Below are 24,043 nucleotides of genomic sequence, written 5' to 3'. Positions count from 1 at the left end.
ATATGTCCCTTATTTCAATTTTACTCTTACTTTTTATATTCACTGAGTGCAAAGCACATTAATGTAACTTTCCCAAATATATTATTCTTCACTATTATTGCCTCTGTTTCTAATTCTATTTCTATAACTTGTTACTTCTATTATCAAATCCGATAATAGGTTAGAAATAATATATGGAAAGGTGATAACTTGAAGCATCAAAGCAATAAACTCTCGCGGGCCAATATTATACTCCTCTAATTCATTAGCAGAAGGGATTATCTGTGAAAAATCTTCAGTAGAGTATGCATACCAAATAAATCCAAATGTAAGGCAAACCACAATAATATTATTGATTTTCAAGGATATTTTAAGTCTATCAAAAAAGCCTTCTAGCCTTCGGAAACTATACACAAACCCAACTGAAATAATTGGAATTGAAAGAAATATAAATTTACCATCGCCAACATTTAACAGGAAGTCTGAAAAGTATTCGAACAGAAAGACCCAAACAAATGTTGCAATGAATAATGGGCCGAAAAATAACCAAATAGAAATAAGAAGGGGGTTTCCCACAAAATTTCTAGCGACTACATAAAAAGAGTAAAGAAGTCCACAAAAAAATATAATTGCACCAACAAAATTATTAATCATTGCAACAGCTAGCCCCAATAAAACAAGTGAAATCGCAATACTCTGTGGTGATCTAAGTAATCTCATAACTACACCTCATTTTATAGCTTAACATTGAACCTTTACGAAATTAGACCGACGAATCGGTAATAAATATCAATGTGCTGTACACGCTTGCCGTTTATCCTCTCAGCATCATACACAATGACCTTATCAATTAGTTCATTCAATATTGGTTTCGTTAATTCCTTCATATCGGTGTGCTCTCGTACCAGTTCCAAAAATCGAGTCGTATTTTCTCGCTTGCTCTCGGCTTGTTGAAGCTGTTCCTCCAGCAGCTTGAGCTTCTCCTTCAATTGCCCTTGTTCTACTGTAAAATCTCGTGAAAACGCCACATATTGCTCGTCTGTGATTTTTCCTAAAGCATTGTCTTCATAAAGCTTCCGTTGAATCGTTTGCAGCTCACTTTCCCGTCTAGCCAGCTTATCCCGCTCTTTCATTGCTGTTCCCCATTGCTTCTTCTGCTGGCTCTGGCTCATGGTTGCCACCATCTCTACAAAGTCGCTTTCCTGCTCCCTAGCAATCCAGGCATGACGCTGAATATCTGCCAAAACAATCTCGTAAATATCCACGTAGCTAATGTAATGAAAGCTACAATAGGCTTTGCCACGCGTTCTGGACTGGTTGCAAGCAAAGCTGCCACGTCCTCCTTTACCACCAGCCGTTTTACTGCTACCACCACGAGCAAAGGATAACCCTTGTCCACAAGTCGAGCATTTCAGCAGTCCCGCAAAAATCTGGTGCTCGCCTTCCTTCGTTGGGCGCTTCTTTACACGAATGACCTTCTGCGCTAAAGCAAAGGTTTCTTCGTCAATGAGCGGCTCATGTGTATTCGGAACCTCAATCCATTCCTCTTCTGGCACGTTGACCGTTTCTTTCCGCTTAAAAGAAGGCTTCGTCGTCTTATGGCTTACCATATGTCCCAGATGCACCTTGTTCTGAAGAATGACCTTGACGGTTGTTGCGCCCCAATCATACGGATGCTTGGTATTGACGACCTTCAAGTATCGCTGATGCTGTTCGGCTAGGTAAGCGCGTGGCGTTAAAATATGGTCTGCTCTTAACAATCTGCCAATTTTGTAGGGACTATGACCCTCCACTGCTAATCGAAAAATACGTTGCACAACTGCCGCGGTATTTTCGTCTGGAACCAGCTTATGCTTATCCTGCTCGTCCTTACAATAACCATAGGGAGCAAAAGCACCTGTATAGTCTCCGTTTAATGCCCGCTGGCGGTAGCCACTCTTAACCTTTCGACTTGTGTCGCGGACAAACCATTCATTGAACAGATTGCGCAGCTCCATAAAATCGTCTTCGCCTTTGGCGGTGTCAATGTTTTCACTAACCGCAATGAAGCGCACCTGATACTCAGGAAAAAACACCTGAATACACAGACTCGTTTCAATCTGATTCCGCCCCAAGCGACTCAAGTCCTTCACCAGCACAATATCTATGCTGCCACTCTCAATATCTCGCTTCATTCGCTGAAAGTCAGGACGGTCAAAGTTCGTACCACTCCAACCATCATCCACATAAATATCTGCTACTTCAAAGCGATGCTCTTTGGCATAGCGTTGGAGCAAAATCTTTTGATTTTCAATGCTCATGCTTTCGCCACTCTGCTCATCGTCCCGACTAAGCCGACAATAAATGGCGGTTCTTGTTCGCTGCTGTTTCTTCATCCTCCATCCTTTCCCAGCAACAAATCGGCTGATCTTAGTATAATAGATTTCCAATCTAAATTCCTGTTATTTCCACAAAATAGCGTAGCGAGGAACTACAGACGTTGCTCCTTGAAAATTAAGGACAGCTCCACTGAAAAAGCAGGGAATCTTGTGGATTCCCAAAAAGTAAGCTCATGTGTCCCTAATGTTGTTCGTCTTCCCATTTTCTCAGAACAAGCCGCCTGATTTTATCGCTGAGCGTGTCCTTGCCGATGTAGCAGCTTTGCACGATGTATGTCGTTTTCCCAAGCTGTATTTTGCGATGCTGCAAGTCTTCTACGGAATGATTGCTAAACCTTATTTCTCTTTGGGTTGCTCCAGTAGGAACAGACGATGGAAACAGCGACAGCCGCTTTTGCTCATCAATCATGCACGCCCTCCTCGCTACGCTATTCAGTTATCCAAAGAACAGGAACTACTTGGCTGCTCCTTTCTAAAATATTATATAGACAATTAAATATATAATATTATTATAGTCTATATAATCATCATGCTACACTTCACTTGACCTCCTGTCAACATAAATATATAATCGTTTTAAATAATATTCAATTGTCTAAAAAAAGAGGTGCGACATGAGTTATACCTATCAAATCTATATTGCCGATGGTCAGGAGCATTTCCTTCATGGCACTGCTGGTCATATTCAACATACCTTTTATCCATTGTCACAAACCGTATTGGAGTTGATGGAGCTTGATGTTAAGCTGATTCAGGACATTATAGAGCGCCTACAAACTGCTCTACACCAACTAGCAACGGAGAAAACAAAGAGGCTGGAAAAACCTATTATGGAAGGGCTGGCTTTGCTGAACAGCTACCATCCCTATTTTGCTCATTTACGTTTGGCATGGACAGAAAGACTGAAGCAAGCGCGGCAACAAGCGTATGAGGATACGGGAAAGTTACTTTCCACTGATGAACTGATGCAGCTTCCTAAAAAACTTGAACAAACACAGCAGCAGCTTCGTTTGCTTTGGCATGATGTGCTGGATGTGGATGTAGCTGATGAGTCCATTCAAGATAAGCTAAGCAGGTTCTATACAGCTAACAGCAACAATTCCTCCCGTTTTCCCTTTCGGTCGTTACAGCTTCGCTATGCCCTAGTAGAAGAAGGAACGTTTACAGAGGTGCTGGAGGTTCAGAGCCTGTTCGACATACCTGATTTTTTGGTGCGCGAATGTCTTCGCCTTGAACTGCCCTTTCGGATATGCAAAAATTGTGGTCGCTACTTTGCACTGAGTCGTAACAAAAATGCGGAGTATTGTGAACGTCCATTCGCTATTCCTACAAAAACCTGCAAGGAGATTGGCGCACTGAACCAATGGGAGCGTAAAAAAGCTGATTCACCCGCGCTTAAAGCTTACACACGAGAATACAAACGGCGCTTTGCCTGGATTCGCTATGGAAAAACGACAGAGGAAATTTTCTATCAGTGGGCTGAGCTTGCAAAGCTCAATCGAGATGCTTGTCTGCGTGGAGAGATTACAGTTGAAGCTTTTTTAGAGTGGTTGAAACTGGATATGTAGCAAATATGACCACCATTGCTTAAACTGTTCCTTGCGATATTATCGTGTTCTAGGTAATGTAGTTGCAAAGCATAAAGGGCTCCCAGCAAATCAGTGGGAGCCCTTAGTAAATGTTTATTCATTTTTAATTTAAACAAACGATGGCTTTCTTGAATCAACGTTTCCTGTAAGAACTTTCACGTATTCTTTATCTACGCCTTCAACTGAGGGACCAACGTAGATAACGCCAACTCCGCCGTTTTTAGTAGCCAATGACACTTTTGATGCTTGATCGACATGATCTTTGCCTTTAGTGTCAATAAGTATTGATTGAGATAGCAACTTTGACATTTTATAACCCGGAGCGACTCCATGTCGACGATTACGTCTGCTATGCTTCATACAGAATCCCCTCCTACTAGAAGATTAATCGTTCGTAAAAGCTCATTATTATTTGTAACAATAGCACTCAACTGAGCATCATCCAGTGTATATCTACCTGAAAAATGAATGGATAGAACATGCTCTTTACCTAAAGGATAGCATAAAATATATACCCGTTCAACTTCAATCCGATTATAAAAAGACCATTTTGAATTCAAATAAGCATCTAAAACATATATAGGTTGTTGTCCCGACTCTGTTCTTTCTTGGTTTTCACTAAAAGCAAAAAATCGTCCTCTTCCAACATTGCCTCCAACTTGTCCAATTCCATCGTTTCCTTGTATTTTCCAAAGTGCCGCACCTGTAACAATACATTCCGCTGGTGGAATAATCGACGTTCTGATTGCCTCACTTAGGGCATTATAACGCTCTTTTTCATCAGAAATTGTAGCATTTTTGTTGTACGTCCAAAAGAAATGTAAAATGCGTCGTTTACGTTCATTTTCCTCTTCCAGCTTCTTCAATTCAACGCGAGGGTCTAAATAATAGCCTTCAAGCTGAATTCTCTTTATCAGAGATTGACAAGCCACTGAAACTGCCGACTCGTAATTCCCATCCGTACGCTTCTCATATTTAAGTAACGTCAAACCTTGAAGATCAGTCAAAATATGAAAATCACTAACCATCTCTTCTTTTATGAGATCATCTCGTTCCTTTACTTGTTGAGGGACAATGGCAAACACACGTTGTCGTCGCAATCTTCCCCAAAATAATCCCATTTCAAATATTGTATTGTCTCGGGTGATGAACACATACTTGCCTCGATGAAATGCGACATCATCTGGCGCAAAAACGAATACCCCAAAGTCATTATTGTCCAATTGCTTTTCCAGAGACTCCATCGTATACTCATTGCCTTGAAAAGCACCACTATACCACGGAGTCACCTGAGCATGATAACTGATTTGTGAATGAATTGCATTGGCTAAATCCATCGCTTCTCGTGAAGATCCTATAAAAACATTTGGCTTTGTCACATCCACAACTCCCCCAAAACACAGTTAATGTCTTGTAAATTATACCATAATTCCCTTGAGCTAAGTTACTATATTAATAGTTAATAGGATTATTTCCTTGATCCTTGAAATAGATAAGGGTATCAGGGGCGAACCCCTGACAAGCGAATGTGGGAGACCAAATTCAGTGCTTGCTACAACACGAGACAGTTGTAACGTGTTGCTTTCAACATCTCTCAGCCGAGAAAAAAAGAAGCGAATAAGTAGCACCCCATCTTCCAAATTATTGAATTAATTTGAAGTGAAATGGACTGAGACTTACTGCTACATTCGCTTCTCATATTTAACAGATAATCAACATTTCACTCAATCTCTGTACATCATCATTTCTCTGGCAATAGCCTGCGCATAAATCTTATCTTGAAAATGAAGCGTGAGTTGTTCCTCCAAGTCGTTATGCTGCTTTAGATGCTCTCTACTGTACTCCTTAGCAAATTGCTTTACATTGCCTTGAATGACAAGCTCTGCAAATGTATAGGGTTCATTTTCCTTCATCCATATCAAATAGGAACGCGCCGCTGGATGCATTTCTATTGCATTTTCAATTTCATAGCAGAAATAGTGGTAAATAACCCCCTCCGTATCAATAACGGTTAGTATGTCGGTATTATCATCATAATGGCACGCTCGAAGCTGCATCTGGAATCAACTCCTCCCGACTGCTCATGACCTCAATAAGCAGGTTCGCTCCAAGTCTGAATCCATGGAGAAAGGCAGCTTCCACATGCATACTGCTTGCACTGTCACACAGATCAAAATATTCCTCAAGTTCACGAAATACTTCCTCACCTAATCGTTCACGCCATTGCACCGTCTGTGCTGACACTTGTCTGCTTATAGAACGGTATTCAAGCTGAGATGGAACGATAACCTCGTCGGGGTTAATTTGTCCACGATACAGTGCTTCTAATATGGTTTTCATGTTCATCCTCCCATTATTATCATCGCATCGCTTGAATGAGATTCCTGCACATGGTAGGATATTTATGCAGTCTGCTTATCCAAGCGGTTGCGGGATAGGAAGTAGCGGTGTTCTTGTCGGGATGCTCGCTGCTTCCTTCTTTATTTTTGGAGCTCGTCATACACCTTTTCAATCCCTTTGCGAATAACATCGGAACGGGTCGTTTGGAGCTTTTCGGTGCAAGCATCCAACTTGCTCAAAATCTCCTGATCGGCACGTACTCGAATCAATTCACTTTTAGGATTATCAGACGGTGGACGCCCCATCTTTTTGGACGACATTGCTTCACCCCGCTTTTCGTGTCCACAATAAGTATATTAATGTAGCAACAAAAAGTCAACGTAAATAACCTGCCGATAAATATTTTTCTTTCGGCAGGTTATTTTATTGTAGAGGATGAAACTGCTGTCTTGTGTTGCAGCAAGCACTGAATTTGGATGTCCAAATTCGCTTGTTAGGGGTGTTGCCCCTAATCCCCTTCAATGTTCATTACCGATGAAGCTTGTAATATAAAGTTCATCCAGTTTAACTAACTCGATTGCGTTTTATTAAAATGGTGCACGTCAATCAAAGATCGTAATACTTTTACCCTTTTCAAAACACAGAAAAGATAGCATAATATAATTGTGATAATTTTCCATGCGAATAAATTTCTGTAGCACTCTAACAATATTGTTCAGCATACTACGAACAAGAAATTTAGCATTAATAATGCTAGGGGGGTATACTTTGAAAAACAAAGATATTGTTGAATTCTTAAAGAACTATAAAATCGCTATTGAAGAAGCTAGTGCTGCTGTATTTGCAGGAGCAGGTTTATCAAAGCCTGCTGGATTCGTTGACTGGAAAGAATTGCTCCGAGAGATAGCAGAGGAAATCAGCTTGAATATTGACAAAGAAAGTGATCTTATAGCAGTAGCTCAGTATCACGTTAATGAAAGCGGAGGAAATCGAGGCAAAATTAATCAGGCGCTGGTTGATGAATTTACGAAAGATGCAGAGTTCACTGAAAATCATAAAATATTATCAAGGTTACCTATAAATACATATTGGACAACAAACTATGATACCCTCATTGAAGAGGCTCTAAAGAGTGAAGGCAAAAGAATTGACTGCAAAATCACTATCGAAAACTTGGCAATCACCAAATCTAATTGCGATGCAAAAATTTACAAAATGCATGGAGATATATCATTACCTCATGATGCTGTCTTAACTAAAGACGATTATGAAAATTACAACAATAAAAGGCAATTATTCACTACTGCTCTTCAAGGAGATTTAGTTTCAAAAACCATGCTGTTTATTGGATTCAGTTTCGACGATCCGAATTTAGAATATATACTTAGCCGGATAAGAATTCTTTTAGAGCAAAACAAACGAACCCACTACTGTTTTATGAAAAGGGTTCAGCGAAAAGATTTTGACGAAGAAACCGAATTTCAATACGCCGAGATCAAACAGAAATTAAAAGTTAATGATCTAAAAAGATATAGCATAAAAGTGTTATTGGTAAATGATTATCCAGACATTACGACGATACTTGAGGAATTAGAACGACAATATAAGAGAAAAAATATATTTATTTCCGGCAGCGCTTCTAGCTATGGTAATTGGGGTGAAACTCGGTGTTTAGAATTCGCTAGTAATCTTAGCAAGGCTATTATTAAAAACGATAATAACATTGTTACTGGCTTTGGCCTGGGGGTAGGAAGTTGTATAATCTCCGGGGCATTAGAGGAAATTTACAAAACAAGAAGTCAACGAGTAGAAGAGCGGTTAATAGCACGACCATTTCCACAAAATACTACTGGTCAAATACCTTTGAAGGAGCTATGGACTAAACATCGAAATAACATGATTCAAAACGTTGGAATTTCTATCTTCATATTTGGCAACAAAATTGACACTTCCACAGGAGAAGTTACTCAGGCTAGCGGTATGATTGAAGAGTTCGAAATAAGTTTAAGTCGCGGTACAGTACCTATTCCAATCGGCGCCACGGGCTTCACGGCCAAAGAAATTTGGGAGATCGTTATGAGAGAATTTGACCGTTATGTTTCTAATCCCGATTTAAAAGAATTATATAGTTCACTAGGCGATGAAACCAAATCAGACGACGTATTAATTAGAACTGTAATTAAGATCGTCAATAAACTCTCAAATCGAAATAAATAGTCCTAACAAGGAGGAAATTATATGGCTCGCAAAACCTTCATTTCTTATAAATTTAGCGAAGCAAGACAAACAAGGGATAGAATAATCACCGCGCTCAAAGATGATGCTCGCTATTACCAAGGTGAGACAAGTACTTCTCCAAATTTGACTGATAGAAAAACAGAAACTATTAAATCTCATCTTAAAAATATGATTTTTGACACATCCGTTACTATAGTTGTTATATCCCCAAATTTAAAACAAAGCAACTGGATTGACTGGGAAATTGAATATTCTCTTAAAGAGGTTAAACGTGAAGAGTCGACTTCAAGAAGCAATGGTATTGTAGGGGTGATTCAAAAAGATTATTTGGGTGGGTATGAATGGATACTCAACTCAACTGTGAATGCAGACGGATGTACTTCAAGAAATATCGATGACAGCAAACTATACAACATTATCAATAAAAATCGAATGAATTTAAAGAATCCAGTATACTTCTGTCAAAATTGCAAGTCTGTGGACTCAATGACGGGGTCGTATATATCTTTGGTTACCGAAGATGACTTTATTTCCAAACCCGACAAATATATTGAAAATGCATACGAAAAGAGTAAAAGAATAAATGATTTTAATATTACCAAACTGACTCAATCACAAAAGAGTTGGTGGTCATCTTGGTGAATATTTGTACTTGTACTAAATGAACTTGGGATGCTATGGCCATTTTGTACGTAAAAAGAAAACTATCTGCAAAGAGTGTTCCCAATAACAGTTGGCTTGCTCTGGCGGTAATTTAGTGGGGGTTGATGTGTTTGTCTGGGTATACCAAGCATATGTGTGAAAATGACGTTTTAAAAGCTAAAAATGATTTGAATAAATTCACGCGCTCAATTATAACAATTTTACCATATGAATATAGCTCTGAAACAATTGTTGAATTATTGCATAAATACTATCCTCACGAGATTTTTTTAATTAATGAAAAGCATAGCTACTATTCAGATAAAGAAAAAAGCTTGACTTCAAAAGGAAAAAAGCCAAGGTACAGCTACCCTTCATTAAATAGTTTAATTACATCATTATCCATATACAAAAAACTAATCTCAAATGATTATAAAATCGAACATCAACAAAAATTCGATGGAACAAAACAACTTGAAAGTATCAAGATTTTTTCAGCTGTAAGAACTCCTAAGATCAGAAAAGTGGTTGACAAAATTGAAAAAGCAAAACAAAAAACACAGCAAGTTGAACCAGAATTTCTTGACTCTCTAATGGGACTCTATGACAGAAAAAACACCTTGCAAAAAGATAAAGTGTACATTATGAAAGAGCTTGAAAAGTATTTTTGTCCTAAAGTAATCAGATTTTTCAGCAAAAAAGTCGATACTGAATTCAACCGCCAACTAAGAGAAATGGCTTTCTTTCATTTACAATCGTTAGGCTTTCAACCTGTATTGAGAAAACAGAAATATATGAGAATCCCGAGTAAGAATAAGAAAAGACGAGAATACTTTAAAACCATATATATGAAAGAACGTTGTAATATAAAAGAACTTCCGCAAGAACTAGAGTACAGAATTGAGAATTCAAAGGAACAAAAAATAAAAACATATGACTTTTTCATTTCTCATAGTAGCGCTGATTTTACTGTAGTACAAATGTTAGTTCAAAATCTTAATAAAAACAAGAAAAACATCTACTGTGACTGGATAAATGATAATGATTATTTAAAACGACACCTTGTAGGAACGGCCACTCTCAATGTAATTCTAAAAAGGTTACAGCAATCAAAAGAGCTTATATTTGTAACATCCAATAACTCTTTGAAATCAGATTGGTGTAAATATGAACTGAATGAGTTCTACTTTCAAAAAAAAGAAATCTATTTCGTAAAAAAAGAGGATATAGAGAAAGGGATTTTTGAGTACTCACGGTATGAAAGTGATTGGTTCATTGACCCGTCATATAAAAAAATGGATTTATTTGGAGTAGCAACCTAATCATAATTATGAAGGTCCACTTTCCGCTCTCTAGAAAGTGGCCTTTCATGTCGATTTGCTGCTGCTTCCTATACTTTTGAGTCTATCTCGTAAAAAACAAACCACCTAAGTATGTATGAGGAAGGAGAAATACATGAATAACTCTCATAGCAGACTTTCTGAACACAAGCTTAAAAAGGGAAAATTTATTACCCCTTTTAATGATGGGCTTGGCAATATAGCAACGCATTCATCCTGGAGCACAGATCGGTTGCCTGAATATCTGTGGTTGGCACTTATAATTAAATATTACGGAAGAAATACTGGATTCAAAAAGTGCTTACAAATACTGCACAGGCTTATTTCAGAAAACAAGGATATAGCCATGCCCAAGTGGTCATCAATTTTAAATTTAGATAGCTATACTCAATGTTTATTTTATGATTTTGTTTCATCAACAATTGATTCGGAGGTTCTTGCTCCTTTAACAATCATATATCCGTACAGTGAGTATCCAGAATTTTCGAAGTATTTTTTTAACCCTAAGTTATCAGTAAGCGAAAGAAACGCACAGATCTCGGATGTATTAAAAGAGTGTTTTCATCAACAGTCACACGCAGCAACAGATATAAAGTACTTATTGGTTTGGTATGCATTTACTGGGAAGAAAATCGAAGGAAGAAAACAAGATTTTGAATTATTATCGAAATTTCCATTGTTAGATCATTCACATGACGAAATGCGAATGATTAGACCCTCAATTAGAAGCTTGGAAATGGCTTTGCAAATATTGGATATAAATAATACGAAGTTTACTGATCATTTTTGGGAGGTAATAAGTAAGATGAGTGATTGCGAGCTATTTTATATTAAGTTTCCTGAAGTGGAATATGATTCTGATACATACATGGAAAGTGTTCAAAAAATAATTAGATATTTGTCTGAGTTTCTAAAAGCCGATGATCCCCTAAATAATAAACAACTTGTATTATTGGGAATTCTTACGTACTCATATAAATGCATGCTAGAAGTGGTTAATTATAATCTCTATAATACCATTGTTGCGCGCAGCTCGATTCGGGTAACAATTGAAAATTACATTATGATGAAGTATCTGTTACTTAAAGAACCTGAGCAAACTGATATATGGACAGCTTATCAATATTATGGGATCGGATTATACAAGCTTATATTGACTAAATCTCGTGAGTCAAAAAGAGATCTGAGCAAAAGCCATGTAGAATACAAATATTTAGACGCTATAGTTAATGAATATATTTTAGAAGAATATATTGATATGGATACCAGCTATTTCGATAAACAAGGAATAAGGGAAAAGGCAATTGCTGTTGATGAAAGAGAATTGTATGGATTGTTTTATGATTACGACTCCTCATATGCACATGGACTGTGGGGAGCGATTAGAGAGAGTTCATTATTAAAGTGCCAATCCCCGTCACATCAATATCACTGCGTACCAGACTATGAAAACAGCCAAAATCTAAAAAGTATTTGGCACGATTGTGTTCACGTTATGAATAAAACAATACGATTGATGCATAGCGTCTACCCCGTGCCTCAGGAACTTTTAGATGAGGTGGATAGACATGCTAACTAGACCTCTTCAAGAAAAGTTAAATGAACTTCAGCATGAGTATTTGAAATTATTAAAAAAATTAGTAGAAAATTTGAATTCACCTGATTTTCAACTTGTGGTAGACGAGGTGTATATATTTTGGTATTCCAGAAGGAAGCTTGTAACTTTAATTTTAGACAATATATCAGCTAATCAGGAATGCTACGTACTAATGGCGGCATCGTATTTAGATGTTAAGGATTATGAGCATTTTCCTTTTTCATGTCTTGGAAAGGTGCATCTGGTAGATGATACCTTGTGTCGATATGCAGGATTATATCAGAGAAATGTGGAATTATCTCTAGAAGGGATTAAGGAACAAATCATTTTTGCAATGGAAGATAACATTGCTGTACTTGAAAACTACGCTGAAAGTATACAAATACTTCCCATATCATTTATATTTGATGACAACACAGATTTAGATTTGATTAGAAAGGCCAGTCTCCAAGTTATATCGAGTATGTTTAGAACAGAACTTACTACGGAAGGTGATTTTTCCAAAAAATTCAAGTCGTTTTTAGATATAGAAAATGGGCTTTCAGAAGATATAAAGAATCAGCTTATTTTTACCGACTACAAGGATAGAACTTTAAGTTTCCGTGAAAAGATAAATAGATACTTGAAAGAAAACCAATCGCTTCTGCCAAACAATTTAGAAGAATCACAGACCTTTTTCTTTATGATCTTTCAATATATTAGTCAGGCATTCGACATACTGATGAAGTGTGCACAATTTAATATTGTTCCTTACATTAGATTTGACGTTTCATTTCAATACTTTCTTACGGTCAGCGGTAATTTTACAAGTCAAAATCAGATGCAACAAATAATATTTAAAAGTATTGTAGCTCATATTTTGTATCAAGTATTTGAGAAGGAAAGAATTCAAGAAGTTGATTACAAAGAGTTTAGTCATGTTCTACACACTTATGACTTCAATGAAAAAGTTTCTAGAGAGTTATTTCTGCAAGATATCGACCTCGATAATAGCAGTAAAAATAAGGTTGCAGAGATTTTGAAACAGCATCTATTAAACGTTTATTAAATGTACCTCCGTTCCCTCTGGATCCATAATTTATGAAGAAACTTCTCCGAGCATTAATCGAAAAAAAGCCCAGTGTTAATTGATACATTATGTGTATTAGTAACTGTAGGTGGTCTTTTTTAGTTTTGTCAACTTCAAAGGAATTGTGGCGGGGTCACCATTCACACTGCTAATAGACAGGATTTCAGTAAAAATATTAGTTTAGTTATTAATAATGTTTTTGTTTTGTATCGACAAGATGAGCGTAATGCATAGCATTCCAATACGACACCACGAAACGTACAAACCGTAACAGAATGCTGACGATAGACTTGAGTTTATTCGTAAAGCTAACCAAGAGCGACAATAAACAATCACTTATCATATCTTCGTTTGAGAACAAACGAAAATAGAAACCGCTTATATAAGTCCACCTTCGTTTTGCTTTCGAAGGTGGACTTTCAAGCCGATTTGTTGCTGTTTCCCATATTTCCAAATCCACCTCGTAAAAAACAAATCACCGGATTATTATGAACATACGTATACAAATTCAAACTCAGTGGGTTATTCAGTTCCCCCTCATACGTATCCTCACTAATAAACCTGCCCATCCCCGGATCATACCAGCGCGCTCTCAGGTACTGCAGATCGCTGCTCTTATCCCAGTACTCGCCCGAGTAGCGGAACGGGTTGTCCACGCCTTCCACCGTGACCAGCGGCTTGCCCCATAGGTCATACTCGTACTCGTTCACGACTGCTCCGCTCGCATTGCGGATGCCCACCACATCGCCATGTCCGTTGTGCAGGTAGTACCCCTTGCTGCTCGCGGCGTCCTCTCTCATCACCAGCGCATTGCCGCGCAGGTAACTCGCCTTCTCAACCACTGTTCCATTGCTTTGAACGGTACCTTCCGCTACGATGTTCGCTCCATCATAGTAATAGCGCGTCCGTACCCCGTTCTCCTTGCGCTCGACTAACAGATTGTCCCCGTTATAGCTGTATTCTACCGTCTTGCCATTGGAGCCCTCTACCTTCGTCAGCCGATCCCATTCATCATACGTATACGCCACATCATCCAACATCAGACTGTCCGTGCTATCCGTTGTATACGTCGCGCGGTTCCCCTTCACATCATAGCTGTAGGCTTCGTTGTTGTACGACGAGGTGCTGATCCGGTTTAGAGCGTCATACGTGAACTGGCGGTTCTCTACCCCGCTGCTCCGACTTTCGGTAATCTTTGTGATATTCTGGTTGGCATCGTGCGTGTAGCTGTAGCTCTTCAACAGCGCGGCGCTTCGCTGATGCTTCAGCTCGCTCAGCTTGCCGAAGCTGTAGCCGTACTCGCTCACCACACCGTTGGCCTGCTGCTGGGTCTTCATTCGACCCGCCGCCGTGTACGTGTAGCTCGCCTGGGTCACGTTGTTCCACTTCAGCTCCGTCAACTGGTTCACCTTGTTGTAGCTGTAGCTCACCGTATCCCCGAATGGCATCACCAGTTGGCTCCGGTTCCCTGCCGCGTTATACGCATACGACAACTGCTTTCCATCCGGGTACTTCACACTGGCGAGCTCTCCCGTATAGGCCTTGTACGTATACGTGGTCGTTCCCGTGCGATCCGTCATCGTCTTCCGTGAACCATCGGCATCATACGTGTAGCTGATCGTCTCGGTCGGTCCCTGCTTGCTCAGCAGCAAGCCGCGGTTGGAATAGCTGTAGGCGAAGCTTTGCCCCTTCTTGTCCACCGTCTTGAGCCGGTTGCCATTGCCGTCATAGTAATGCTTCTGCACCCTAGACTCCGGGTCGGTCGCCCGTATAAGCTGCCCCCGCTCATCATATTCCTTTGTTGTATACGTCTGATCCGGGTAGGTCGTCCGGGTCAATTGCCCTGCCCGATTGTATGCGTACTGATAGCTTTCCTGATTCGCATTCGTCACGCTGATCAGTTGACCCAGCAGGCTGTACGTATATTGCGTCACCAAGTTTTTCGCATCCTGCTCACGAATCAGACGGCTCGCTGGGTCATAGCTGCCTGTCCATACCGTCGTATACCCGCTGCCCTGCTTCTCTTCCTTCTTGATGACACGTCCGATCTCATCCCGAGTTTCGCGCAGACTGTTGCCGTCGGCATCTGTGCTCACGATGGTATTGTACAGATCATCGTAGGCTACCGTTGTCTGGCTCTGATTCGGTAAGGTGACAGTGATACCGCGTCCCCACTTATCATACGTGAATACGCTCCGATTCCCCAGCGTATCCTCGCTCCAGCTCAACTGCCCAAAACTGTTGTACCCGTTCTTCGTCTTGGCCTTCAACGTCCCGTTCTCGATCCAGCCGCTCTCCGTCTCCATCCCCAGCGGGTTCCATTTGACATAGCGGATGCGGCCCAGCTCATCCGTCTGACGGATTTCGTTGGCGACATCATAGATCGTGAACGTTATGGTCTTCCCATCCGGGTGCTTCATCTCAAGCAAACGGCCTAATTTGTCATAGGTGTAACTCGTCGTCTGGTTGTTGCCGTCCACGTAGCTCGCTACGGTGCCTGTACTGGCATTGTAGGTGGCCTTGACCACTTGGCTGCGGCTGACGCCATCCGCATCCTTGTACGGCATCGTAATTTGTGTCGGATACGCATAGCTGTAGGCACTGCTATACACGATCTGCGTATCCAGGTTACGATTCGTTTCCTTAGTACGTACCAGCGTAACATTTCCATAGGCATCATAGGTGAATTCGACATGCTGTAAGACGGCTCCTGTCGCTGTCGTATCCCGCAGCTTCATTTCCGTAATATCTCCCTGCGCATTCCGGGACACCAGCTCCGTATAGATGCTCTTCCCATCTGCCACTGGCTCTATCGAAGACAGCAGACGGCGAGTCGTGCTGTGATAGGTATAGGTCGACACCTTGCCTAGCGGGTCGGTTGCGCTCGTGATATTTTTGTAATCATCATACACCTGTGAGGAGACCACGGCAGGCGAAGCCACCTGGGATTGCTTGTTTCTGTAACGTGTGGATGCCTTGATCGGCTCCATTCTGCGCTTCGCTTCATCGTAGGTCAACTCGGTCACTTTCTGTTGTGTCCCATCATCGACGACGATTCGGGTGTTATAGTAGACCGCGCCGATTTCATGGTTCACATGCTGCTTTTTATACGTCATCTGGGTTTCCAGCAGCCCATCGAACAACGTATTCGTGAACGTAGCATTCGTGCCGTAGGTGCTGCCCATATCCCCTCCGTAGACGACCGACGAGGTATGATAGGTTTCTGTCGTCTGATTGCTGTAGGTGACGGTATCCTTGCGGCTTGCGATGCGGTAGGACTGATTCACCTGATTCTGGCCGATAAATCGGGTGACCGGATTGACCTCATACGTGTAGTCCGTTCTGGACCCTGTCGGATGGGTAATCCCGGTAAGCAAGGCGTATGGATTGCTCGTATTCGGCGCATTGCCAATGAGACTGAACTTCGCTTGGCGAATCGCATAGTTATAGGTCGTTGTCCGATTCATCGGATCGATGACCTGGCTTAGCAGCTCCTTGCCGTCGCTGCTCGTTTTCTTGTACGTAACGATTCGGTCGCCCTGCGTCAGCTTCACTTGCGTGGTCGAATAGTCAATCAAGAGCACATTGCCCACAGCATCGGTAATCTTCGTCAGCACCGTCCCATACGGCGATACGTTGGCATAGGTGAAGCTGACCGTATTGCCATAAGCGTCCTTAATTTGCAGCAGTTGTCCATTATAATCGAAATACTGCGCTGTTCCATAGACGGACTTGAGTGCGTAGGAAGATGTTCTACCGCCATAGGTCACCGAAGTGTCCGTCACAAAGGACAGATCGGAGTACGGGTAGTTCTTCAACTGGCTGCCTTGAATCTCGTAGACACCGCCGCTGCCCAGATTCAGATAGAGCCTGTTATTCTCTCGCTTCACATACGAGATGTTCCAGCTCCAGCCCTTGCCGATCGGAAAGCGCTTGTCCTCAGGCTTGTCCTTTGTCGTATTGGTCGTATAGTACGGCATGACCTCGGAGATGGAGTAGCCGATCGAACCGACCGTGGACACATACGTTTTGTAAAGATGATAGCCTTTCTCGTAGCTTCCCGATCTCCCACTGCTATGATAGTCCCCATTATTGACCTTGTTATATTCCACTTGAGCCGCTTCTCTTGTACTATAAGGCCCTCGTCGGCTTCTCTCAATGGAATCGAGTACATAGTCTGTATACTTGGTCGTATACTCATTGGATTTAAAGCTGAACTCCTCCACATACATGCGATTTTTTTGCTGCACCCCACATGGGTGACGCGTCTCGGGCGTTAGTACCGGGGGGTTAACCAAGGCATGCTGAAGATTCTGAAAGGTGTCGTACCTCTTCGGTCCCGTTACTATTCCCGTTCCCGTACCTGTCCACACCAATCCTAGGTTTTCATCACTCCCACACCCATATTTCTTAATGATCGAGTCATATTTCCGCGTCAAATCATAGAACTCTTTGCTTATAGTTTTTGTTTTATCCACATCAAAGCCGAACCCGTCATAGACCAAATCATGCTGGACATCCATATCATAATATTGGGCATTATTACTGTCGTAGGTTCGACTTAAGGTGAAGGAGAGACCATTTCTTCCGGGCAAGGTCAGATCGGACTCGGACACGGATAACCCGCCAGATAACAGGGAAATCTGCTCCCCGTATAAGCCCACTTGAAACGGCGCCTCTGACATCTTGGCGAGCGGCCTGTTGATCTCAGGCGGATCGGGAATGGTCGCTGCAGCTATTGCGAATCGGGATGACGGTTGGACCTGCGATTGTTCATCGCCATCTTCAACCTGAGCTTGTTCATCATGTTCGCTTGAGGACGTCTCCTGCTCTTCTTCCCCCACTTCCTCCGGCGCTTCAGCCTGTTCCGGCAACGGAATGTGCTGGATGGAGGCCTCCCACTCCTGCTTCAGGGCTTCAGTGTCGAAGTCGGACTCTACCTCGCTCTCTGCCTCCTCTGAAGCATTGACTACCGTTCGCGGTTGGAGGTTCAACTGCGGCCCTCCACTGACATCCATGGCTTGCCTGCTGTTGAAGCTCTGGATGCGGCCAGATGATGACGGCTCAGCCATCTGTTGCTCCCACAACGGTGTGAACAGCTCTTGCAGACGGATTCCCTGATCCAGATAGCCTTGAACCCAGGCATCTGTTACATGAAACTCCTCCATCACGTCCTCTTTACTTAAGCTTGCCAGCTCCTGCTCTAGCTGCTCCTGCTGCTCGGCTTGCTGACGCCTGCTCTCGATCAGTGCCCGCTCGGCCTCCAGCCGCAGCTCGCCCAAGCGCTCGACATCCTCTGGCGCCTGCTCCTGGCTATCGGGGGATGGCAGCTTCTCTTCCTTCTGCTGCTCCTTCCCAGGCTGCTCAGGCTGTGGCTGTTCTTCTTCTGACGGCGTAGTGTCCGTCTGGTAACGAACCATACCGTAGCCATACTCTTCCACTGCCCCGAGCGGTTCGGCGGTCGTCCGCAACAGCTCCATCAACTCGGCAGCCTGCAGGGAAGGAAATGTCGACCGATATAACGCGGCAATTCCTGCGGCATAGGCTGCCGCGCCGGATGTTCCAGAGTGTGTCACCATCTCGCCGTGCAGTCCTAGCCCCGGCACGTCACTGCCTGGCGCCACCACATCCAGCTCACTTCCTGTATTGGACAGCTCCAGCCGCTGACGGTTCTCATCCACAGCGCCGACCGCAATAACGGTATTGAATCCCGCCGGATAGTCCAACTCGGCCTGCCCTGAATTGCCGCTCGCAGCGATCAGTACGATGCCCTGCTCATAGGCCAGATTCATCGCTTCAGCCAGAGCAAGCGAGTACTCGGTTGTGCCGAAGCTCATCTGGATAATGTCCATCTCGTTGTCGATCGCCCATTCTACCGCCTGGAGGATCTGACTATGGCTTCCTTGCCCCTCATCATTCAAGGCTTTCAACGCATATAGGGAAGCTTCCAGGGCAACCCCGCTTATCCCTTGCTGCGGATCGAAGCCAGCAATCCTGCTTGCCACATAGGTGCCATGCCCATTGCGATCCTCATAGGAAGCATCGTCCTTCAGGAAGGAGGCCCCGCCTGCTACAGGCAGAGAAGCCAGCGATGCGACCCCCGTATCAATAATCGCAATCTTCACCCCATGACCCGTTGCGGAATAGTCTGCGGATGGCAAGCGACCTTCTGGAGGCGCAGCCTTCTGCTTCTGCGGGCTCGAATCGATGGTATTGGAGCTCGTAGAGGCGGTGACGCCTCCATCCTCCTCAATGTACTCGACATTCTGATCTTGAATAAGCTGAGCCAATTCAGTTGCCGTGAGCTCAGCGGAGACGAATGACAATCTAGTATACTTGTGCAGAATCCGCTGCTGCCATTGAGCCATCCCCGTCTCTATGTTTTTGAATTTGATTAGATAGATCGATCGCTCCTCCGCAGCCGAAGCTGGGGACAACGGGATACTCGTAAATAACAATATTACGATTAGTAGTAGGGAAGCCCATTTCTTCATCTTGTTCATCCTTTGCGTATAGGGTGTGCCAGCACGTATGGCCAGTGACTCGTCATCATAACCAATCAGAACTTACAGTCTTCTCAAACTAAGATGATCCAAAAACGCCTGACCTTTTGCCTTATTAGCAGTAATTTGAATCTTTAGAAACCGTGTTAAGGGTTGAGTGACCCAATTTTTTTCATGATAGGCCCATTGATTAGTATTACGGGAGGTGCTGGCATTGATCTGGTGCGACTGAATCGTCTGCATCTGTGCATCCAACTCCATTACCTCGATATAGAAGTTCCCTGCAGTTAACAAATCCTTGAACCAGCCCCCCAAGGCATAAGCCGACCGGGGAGACACCGCCAGCATTTCTTGATAAAGTAAAGAGTGGGAACCGCTCATGGCTTGAGCACTATTGAAAGCTAGCGCATTGCTCCCCTCCTTGGCACCTTGGTTCACAAGACTAAAATAAGGTCCCGTATAAGTACCACTGTTCCAACGAAACCAACCATTCTCGAAGCCAGGGTTCTCTACTCCCTTTTGCAATTCAATGTAGTCCACATATGCCTCGCCAACTGTCCCACTATCCGCGATTATTTCGATGACAAGCTGCTCTGTCACTGAAGTAGGGCGAATCTCAATGTGCTCCGTCGTCCATTGGTTTTTTTGTGAGGCGATAATATGGGTTCCCTGACCCACTTGCCCATACTGGGAGCTATACAATCGCCAGGTGATTTTATACTGGCCTGATGTTGTGCTATCTTTGAACCTCACTTTCAGCATGTAGGGCTGTGAACTGCCGATGAGTATGGGATACGATGAACTCCTGCTTGCTTCGGTGAGAGGTGAGCCGGTTGAAAATATCAGAGCCGATCCACCTTCTGACGCAATCGGCCCCACCTTCATGTTAGAGCCCAGGTTCCAATTCAGATTCCCTCTACTAAAATCTCCATTTTCCAATCGGTTGGATACGACCTCACCTCTCCTAAGGAGGTTTCCATTTGCGTCATAACGGTTGAGCGCGAGATGTCCGGTAGGTAGACGGGTTGAATGTAATCGATTAGCATCACTATAGTAGTATTCTTTGCTATCTGTTTTGTAATAAACCAGTAATGAGATATACCTTTCACTCGTAACCATTTCGTGGTAGTTCTGTATTTTAGGGATATGACTAAAGTTAAATCCGACAATTCCATTGTGAAACGTTTCTTTCATGATAGTTGTTACATCCCAGTAGAAAGTTTGACCTTTTGATCCGGTTGTTTCACTGACCCTAGTAGTAGATTGATTAAGATCAATAGTCGTAGGTAATTGTGTATTGCCAGAACCCATGATAGGTGTAGTCACTTGCCTCGCCGTTACATCAAAATCGCGGTTGGCGGATACATGTGCACTTATTTTTGCATTAAGAATCACAGCGTTTTCCGGAATAGATTGAGTATGAAAAGACATATAACCTTGACACTGTTGAGTATCTTGAGAAATAACAATGAATCCGCTTTTGAATGTAAGCGGTGCATTTCTGCATGAATAAAAAATACGCGGGTCAGATAAGGTGACCGTAGGATCAATGACGATCGGATACACAAGCCCCTCTGCATCCCAGGTAAGCTCCATATAGCTTTTTTTGTTAACATGACGTATTTCAGTATGCACATCTCTATAGGTTCCGTTTTTATCCAATAGCCAGGCCGGCCTAACCGCTAGTTCTCCTGCACGTCCATCCTTATCTAGTCCACCAATCACTTCAAAAGTGAACGTGGAGGGGGCATTGGAATTATGTAGAATAATATCTTCTTTAATGCCACCCGGTACAACTTTTAACGTCATGGACGTGTTCGGCCAAAGATTGTCGTACCGGATTTTGTCCGGTTCCTCCTCATCGATTTTCCCTATCACTGGAGATACACCTTGTGGAATAAAGGTTAGTCGGTCTTGATCTTTACCAATGGAATAGCCCTCTTGTATGTTTTTGGCGATCTCCAATTCAAATGGCACTTGCAGAGCAAAGAAACGACTCGTATCTAGTTGAGCGGCTGTGCGCTTTGATCCCATAACCGTCCGATTATCTATGGACACTTCATTCTGTGAAATGCTCTTCATATTCCGATCGGTTAGTTCCGTTCGAATATCATATAAGTTCCCATCTTGCCCTTCATAATGAACGTTATCCGAGTAGATTACCTGTACGTATTCCCCCGGTTGGTCGGTAGAATAGGTTTTACTATTCGGCGTTCTTAGCTCTGTGATGTCTGTCAAATCCTCCACGTCCAGAAAAGAAGTTAAATCTTGAATGCTTTCAGAACCCAACATCACTTGTGCATTGGAAAAAATGATGCAAACCATCATGAAGCAAATAATAATTGTACGTCTCATGTTGAAGGTTACCCCTTTCAAATTGTATGCGCTCTCTTTTTTATAAACCATTTTATTAAATATGAGGAATAAATTCCTTGTGTTTTACACTATTCTACATCTTATTACAGATTAGCACTTGATGTCATTGTTTTATTTTGTAATAATTTGTCGATATTCAATTTATTATGATTTTAACTATTAATCCAACCAGTCGTACTCATCCCCAATAAACATGATCGTTCACCCTCCTTCTATTTCGTGCTGACCAACATCAATAGTTGTTGCTCCTTCGCCTGTTTCTCTTGTCCGTGGCTTAGTCCCCGTGCATGTATCTCTAGGAGCAGCAGGTCAAGGAATTCCTTCTCAAGCTGTAGTTCGACAGCATCCTCATATACCGTCATTAGCTCCTGATCTGTGAGTGATTTCATAGGGTTCTCGCCTCATTTAGGATTTATCTTGTTAAGGATCATTTTCTTGTTCTGGCGTTCTTCACCAAGGTCATTCTTCGGGAATGGCGCAGCCACGAATAATAGCTTCTCAAATCTCGCAGCTCCAACGATTCCGATAGTCTGCCCAAGAAGGTAATGATCAACATCTTGTGCAGAGGGTTGCCGATCAGGTCCCTCTCTTGTTCGGATACGGCAAAGTTCACAACCATGAGAAAATCATCATCGACGATATAGACGTCTTCATCGTGCCGGTAATACGGTTCAATCTGACCACGCTTCAGCCGATCCCATATGAACTGGCCTATCTCCTCAAGCCCTGCCCTTCCCAAGTCCACCCGGGAAATCCAGCGATCCTGCGCATGGTGGGTAATGATGATGTCGACAATTTTTTTATCACCTAACTCGATATAATAGGGATCATAGGTACTCCATCGGCTCATCGCTCTATCCTTCATCTGTTAACTTCCCCCTTTCGTTCTACGTGCCTCTAATTGAATTCCATATTTATGTAAATTATGATAAGGTTAACTGCGCCTGATGTCATCACATACTTTCGTTGCGTCAATACGCAACCAGTTGCGTGTTCATGCAAAAAATGAAGGGAAATTTGCGTGAACATGAAAAACATTGCCGCACAGGTCATTTTATTAAAACGCAAGTATTCACAAATTATGGTTCATATGGTAGCATGGTGCATGTTGAATGTAGTTTCTACATTCGGTTGGACAACCTAATAAGGTGATTAGGGAGGATGTCATAATGCTGAGATTTATGAAGAAGATTAGCTTTGTATTTACTCTGTCCTGTACTGGTATTACCTACAATGGCTTTAGCGAGCACCAATAATGGAATTGGTATTGTATGAGGGCGCATTCTATCATGCAGCAGTGGGGTATTACAAGAATCAGATAATGAAATCGTAGTTTATATTAATGGGGTATTGAACAACAGACTTAACTACTTTCACAATTGAGTGGACGGAATACATATGATGCAAATGATTAAGGAAAACTTGCGTGAACATGAAAAAAGATTGTATCTTTAGCAAGCTGCTAAAATATACAATTCTTTTTTTAATTTGCCAAAATAATACTAGGGAGTCATCCCCATCGGTGAGATTTTGATTGGTCTTGTGTTCTGTTGGTTGCAGGGTTACTGAAAATACGGGTTAGTGCAGAAGACTCTTCTTTGGATAAGGATAGTTCGGATATGATAAGGCTTTCACAATCACGCTCGTTGATAGATATAAAAATATGTATAGCCCTATGCAGGTTTGGGTTAATCTGAATTGTCAGCATAAGGAGGTCACCACCTCCCTAGAGAGTGCAATGCAATACATATTATAACAAAAATACAAACCGAGGGAAGTGTTAATATGATGAAAAGAAAGCTTTTATTATGGCTGGGGATTCCATTGTTTATTGTTTTGCAAGTTTGGTTCTCGTTCCTTACGTTCTATGTTCCCTATCATGGGGTTTACCTAGAGCTAACACCCCAGCATCAATGGGTAATCAAAGAACTAGCTCCAGAAGGTGCTGGTTATTCGCTGGGACTTCAAGTTGGGGATACCATTCAACTAGTA

Annotated in this window: 19 protein-coding genes; 7 read left to right on the top strand and 12 right to left on the bottom strand. The window is 42.3% G+C overall.

Annotated elements, in window-relative coordinates:
• Nucleotides 1-81: 81 nt before the first annotated feature.
• The 3 genes from ACY1JZ_RS20450 to ACY1JZ_RS20440 all read right to left on the bottom strand — a co-directional run bounded on the left by ACY1JZ_RS20450 (nt 82) and on the right by ACY1JZ_RS20440 (nt 2,766).
• Complete coding sequence (locus ACY1JZ_RS20450; RefSeq protein WP_462630754.1) at nt 82-699, bottom strand: hypothetical protein; 618 nt, start codon at nt 697-699, stop codon at nt 82-84.
• A gap of 35 nt (nt 700-734) precedes the next feature.
• Complete coding sequence (locus ACY1JZ_RS20445; protein WP_462630753.1) at nt 735-2,354, bottom strand: recombinase family protein; 1,620 nt, start codon at nt 2,352-2,354, stop codon at nt 735-737.
• A gap of 184 nt (nt 2,355-2,538) precedes the next feature.
• A complete protein-coding gene (locus ACY1JZ_RS20440) occupies nt 2,539-2,766 on the bottom strand; it encodes a hypothetical protein (protein WP_462630752.1) in 228 nt (75 codons plus the stop codon).
• 205 nt (nt 2,767-2,971) lie between these two features.
• On the opposite strand from ACY1JZ_RS20440, the gene ACY1JZ_RS20435 reads away from it, so the two are divergent.
• Nucleotides 2,972-3,925 (top strand): DUF6076 domain-containing protein, encoded by a 954-nt coding sequence (locus tag ACY1JZ_RS20435; RefSeq protein ID WP_462630751.1) that lies wholly within the window; start codon nt 2,972-2,974, stop codon nt 3,923-3,925.
• Between the two features lie 129 nt (nt 3,926-4,054).
• Here ACY1JZ_RS20435 and ACY1JZ_RS20430 read toward each other — a convergent pair whose 3' ends face one another.
• The 5 genes from ACY1JZ_RS20430 to ACY1JZ_RS20410 all read right to left on the bottom strand — a co-directional run bounded on the left by ACY1JZ_RS20430 (nt 4,055) and on the right by ACY1JZ_RS20410 (nt 6,606).
• Nucleotides 4,055-4,306 (bottom strand): hypothetical protein, encoded by a 252-nt coding sequence (locus tag ACY1JZ_RS20430; RefSeq protein WP_462630750.1) that lies wholly within the window; start codon nt 4,304-4,306, stop codon nt 4,055-4,057.
• Nucleotides 4,303-5,325, bottom strand: coding sequence for a TIR domain-containing protein (locus ACY1JZ_RS20425; protein ID WP_462630749.1), 1,023 nt, complete (start codon nt 5,323-5,325; stop codon nt 4,303-4,305). The genes ACY1JZ_RS20430 and ACY1JZ_RS20425 overlap by 4 nt, the downstream gene beginning before the upstream one ends.
• Before the next feature lie 345 nt (nt 5,326-5,670).
• Entirely contained in the window at nt 5,671-6,003 is a 333-nt protein-coding gene (locus ACY1JZ_RS20420) for a DUF6061 family protein (RefSeq protein ID WP_462630748.1), read from the bottom strand.
• The gene (locus tag ACY1JZ_RS20415; RefSeq protein WP_462630747.1) at nt 5,978-6,286 is read right to left on the bottom strand and encodes a DUF6809 family protein; all 309 of its coding nucleotides are present in this window, start codon (nt 6,284-6,286) and stop codon (nt 5,978-5,980) included. The genes ACY1JZ_RS20420 and ACY1JZ_RS20415 overlap by 26 nt, the downstream gene beginning before the upstream one ends.
• Before the next feature lie 140 nt (nt 6,287-6,426).
• Nucleotides 6,427-6,606 (bottom strand): hypothetical protein, encoded by a 180-nt coding sequence (locus ACY1JZ_RS20410; protein WP_059054051.1) that lies wholly within the window; start codon nt 6,604-6,606, stop codon nt 6,427-6,429.
• A gap of 448 nt (nt 6,607-7,054) precedes the next feature.
• Here ACY1JZ_RS20410 and ACY1JZ_RS20405 point away from each other — a divergent pair, with 448 nt between their 5' ends.
• From ACY1JZ_RS20405 to ACY1JZ_RS20385, 5 genes are all read left to right on the top strand, one after another.
• A complete protein-coding gene (locus ACY1JZ_RS20405; RefSeq protein ID WP_462630746.1) occupies nt 7,055-8,503 on the top strand; it encodes an SIR2 family protein in 1,449 nt (482 codons plus the stop codon).
• Between the two features lie 21 nt (nt 8,504-8,524).
• Complete coding sequence (locus ACY1JZ_RS20400) at nt 8,525-9,166, top strand: TIR domain-containing protein (RefSeq protein ID WP_462630745.1); 642 nt, start codon at nt 8,525-8,527, stop codon at nt 9,164-9,166.
• A gap of 131 nt (nt 9,167-9,297) precedes the next feature.
• The gene (locus ACY1JZ_RS20395) at nt 9,298-10,488 is read left to right on the top strand and encodes a TIR domain-containing protein (protein WP_462630744.1); all 1,191 of its coding nucleotides are present in this window, start codon (nt 9,298-9,300) and stop codon (nt 10,486-10,488) included.
• Nucleotides 10,489-10,621: 133 nt separating this feature from the next.
• Nucleotides 10,622-12,085, top strand: coding sequence for a DUF5677 domain-containing protein (locus ACY1JZ_RS20390; RefSeq protein WP_462630743.1), 1,464 nt, complete (start codon nt 10,622-10,624; stop codon nt 12,083-12,085).
• A complete protein-coding gene (locus ACY1JZ_RS20385; RefSeq protein ID WP_462630742.1) occupies nt 12,075-13,151 on the top strand; it encodes a hypothetical protein in 1,077 nt (358 codons plus the stop codon). The genes ACY1JZ_RS20390 and ACY1JZ_RS20385 overlap by 11 nt, the downstream gene beginning before the upstream one ends.
• 440 nt (nt 13,152-13,591) lie before the next feature.
• On the opposite strand, the gene ACY1JZ_RS20380 is transcribed toward ACY1JZ_RS20385, so the two are convergent.
• The 4 genes from ACY1JZ_RS20380 to ACY1JZ_RS20365 form a co-directional block, all read right to left on the bottom strand.
• Nucleotides 13,592-19,666: a S8 family serine peptidase gene (locus ACY1JZ_RS20380; protein WP_462630741.1), complete on the bottom strand. Its 6,075-nt coding sequence runs from the start codon at nt 19,664-19,666 to the stop codon at nt 13,592-13,594.
• A 72-nt stretch (nt 19,667-19,738) separates the two neighbouring features.
• Nucleotides 19,739-22,030, bottom strand: a complete 2,292-nt coding sequence (locus ACY1JZ_RS20375) for a hypothetical protein (protein ID WP_462630740.1) — start codon at nt 22,028-22,030, stop codon at nt 19,739-19,741.
• Nucleotides 22,031-22,263: 233 nt separating this feature from the next.
• The gene (sda, locus tag ACY1JZ_RS20370; protein WP_462630739.1) at nt 22,264-22,440 is read right to left on the bottom strand and encodes a sporulation histidine kinase inhibitor Sda; all 177 of its coding nucleotides are present in this window, start codon (nt 22,438-22,440) and stop codon (nt 22,264-22,266) included.
• A gap of 38 nt (nt 22,441-22,478) precedes the next feature.
• Nucleotides 22,479-22,916 carry a hypothetical protein gene (locus tag ACY1JZ_RS20365; protein ID WP_462630738.1) on the bottom strand — a complete coding sequence of 146 codons (438 nt, stop codon included), beginning with the start codon at nt 22,914-22,916 and terminating at the stop codon, nt 22,479-22,481.
• Nucleotides 22,917-23,836: 920 nt separating this feature from the next.
• Here ACY1JZ_RS20365 and ACY1JZ_RS20360 point away from each other — a divergent pair.
• The coding region (locus tag ACY1JZ_RS20360; RefSeq protein ID WP_462630737.1) for a hypothetical protein at nt 23,837-24,043 on the top strand (207 nt) is incomplete at its 3' end.

This window comes from Paenibacillus sp. J5 (assembly GCF_054955055.1).
Note: the sequence above shows the minus strand (reverse complement) of the source record. Positions and strands in the feature narration are given on the sequence as shown.

Coding starts and splice junctions, on each gene's coding strand:
- ACY1JZ_RS20450 (WP_462630754.1), bottom strand. CDS start 699: ATGAGATTACTTAGATCACCACAGAGTATTGCGATTTCACTTGTTTTA.
- ACY1JZ_RS20415 (WP_462630747.1), bottom strand. CDS start 6,286: ATGAAAACCATATTAGAAGCACTGTATCGTGGACAAATTAACCCCGAC.
- ACY1JZ_RS20390 (WP_462630743.1), top strand. CDS start 10,622: ATGAATAACTCTCATAGCAGACTTTCTGAACACAAGCTTAAAAAGGGA.
- ACY1JZ_RS20375 (WP_462630740.1), bottom strand. CDS start 22,030: ATGAGACGTACAATTATTATTTGCTTCATGATGGTTTGCATCATTTTT.
- ACY1JZ_RS20410 (WP_059054051.1), bottom strand. CDS start 6,606: ATGTCGTCCAAAAAGATGGGGCGTCCACCGTCTGATAATCCTAAAAGT.
- ACY1JZ_RS20430 (WP_462630750.1), bottom strand. CDS start 4,306: ATGAAGCATAGCAGACGTAATCGTCGACATGGAGTCGCTCCGGGTTAT.
- ACY1JZ_RS20380 (WP_462630741.1), bottom strand. CDS start 19,666: ATGAAGAAATGGGCTTCCCTACTACTAATCGTAATATTGTTATTTACG.
- ACY1JZ_RS20400 (WP_462630745.1), top strand. CDS start 8,525: ATGGCTCGCAAAACCTTCATTTCTTATAAATTTAGCGAAGCAAGACAA.
- ACY1JZ_RS20385 (WP_462630742.1), top strand. CDS start 12,075: ATGCTAACTAGACCTCTTCAAGAAAAGTTAAATGAACTTCAGCATGAG.
- ACY1JZ_RS20365 (WP_462630738.1), bottom strand. CDS start 22,916: ATGAAGGATAGAGCGATGAGCCGATGGAGTACCTATGATCCCTATTAT.
- ACY1JZ_RS20445 (WP_462630753.1), bottom strand. CDS start 2,354: ATGAAGAAACAGCAGCGAACAAGAACCGCCATTTATTGTCGGCTTAGT.
- ACY1JZ_RS20440 (WP_462630752.1), bottom strand. CDS start 2,766: ATGATTGATGAGCAAAAGCGGCTGTCGCTGTTTCCATCGTCTGTTCCT.
- ACY1JZ_RS20420 (WP_462630748.1), bottom strand. CDS start 6,003: ATGCAGCTTCGAGCGTGCCATTATGATGATAATACCGACATACTAACC.
- sda (WP_462630739.1), bottom strand. CDS start 22,440: ATGAAATCACTCACAGATCAGGAGCTAATGACGGTATATGAGGATGCT.
- ACY1JZ_RS20435 (WP_462630751.1), top strand. CDS start 2,972: ATGAGTTATACCTATCAAATCTATATTGCCGATGGTCAGGAGCATTTC.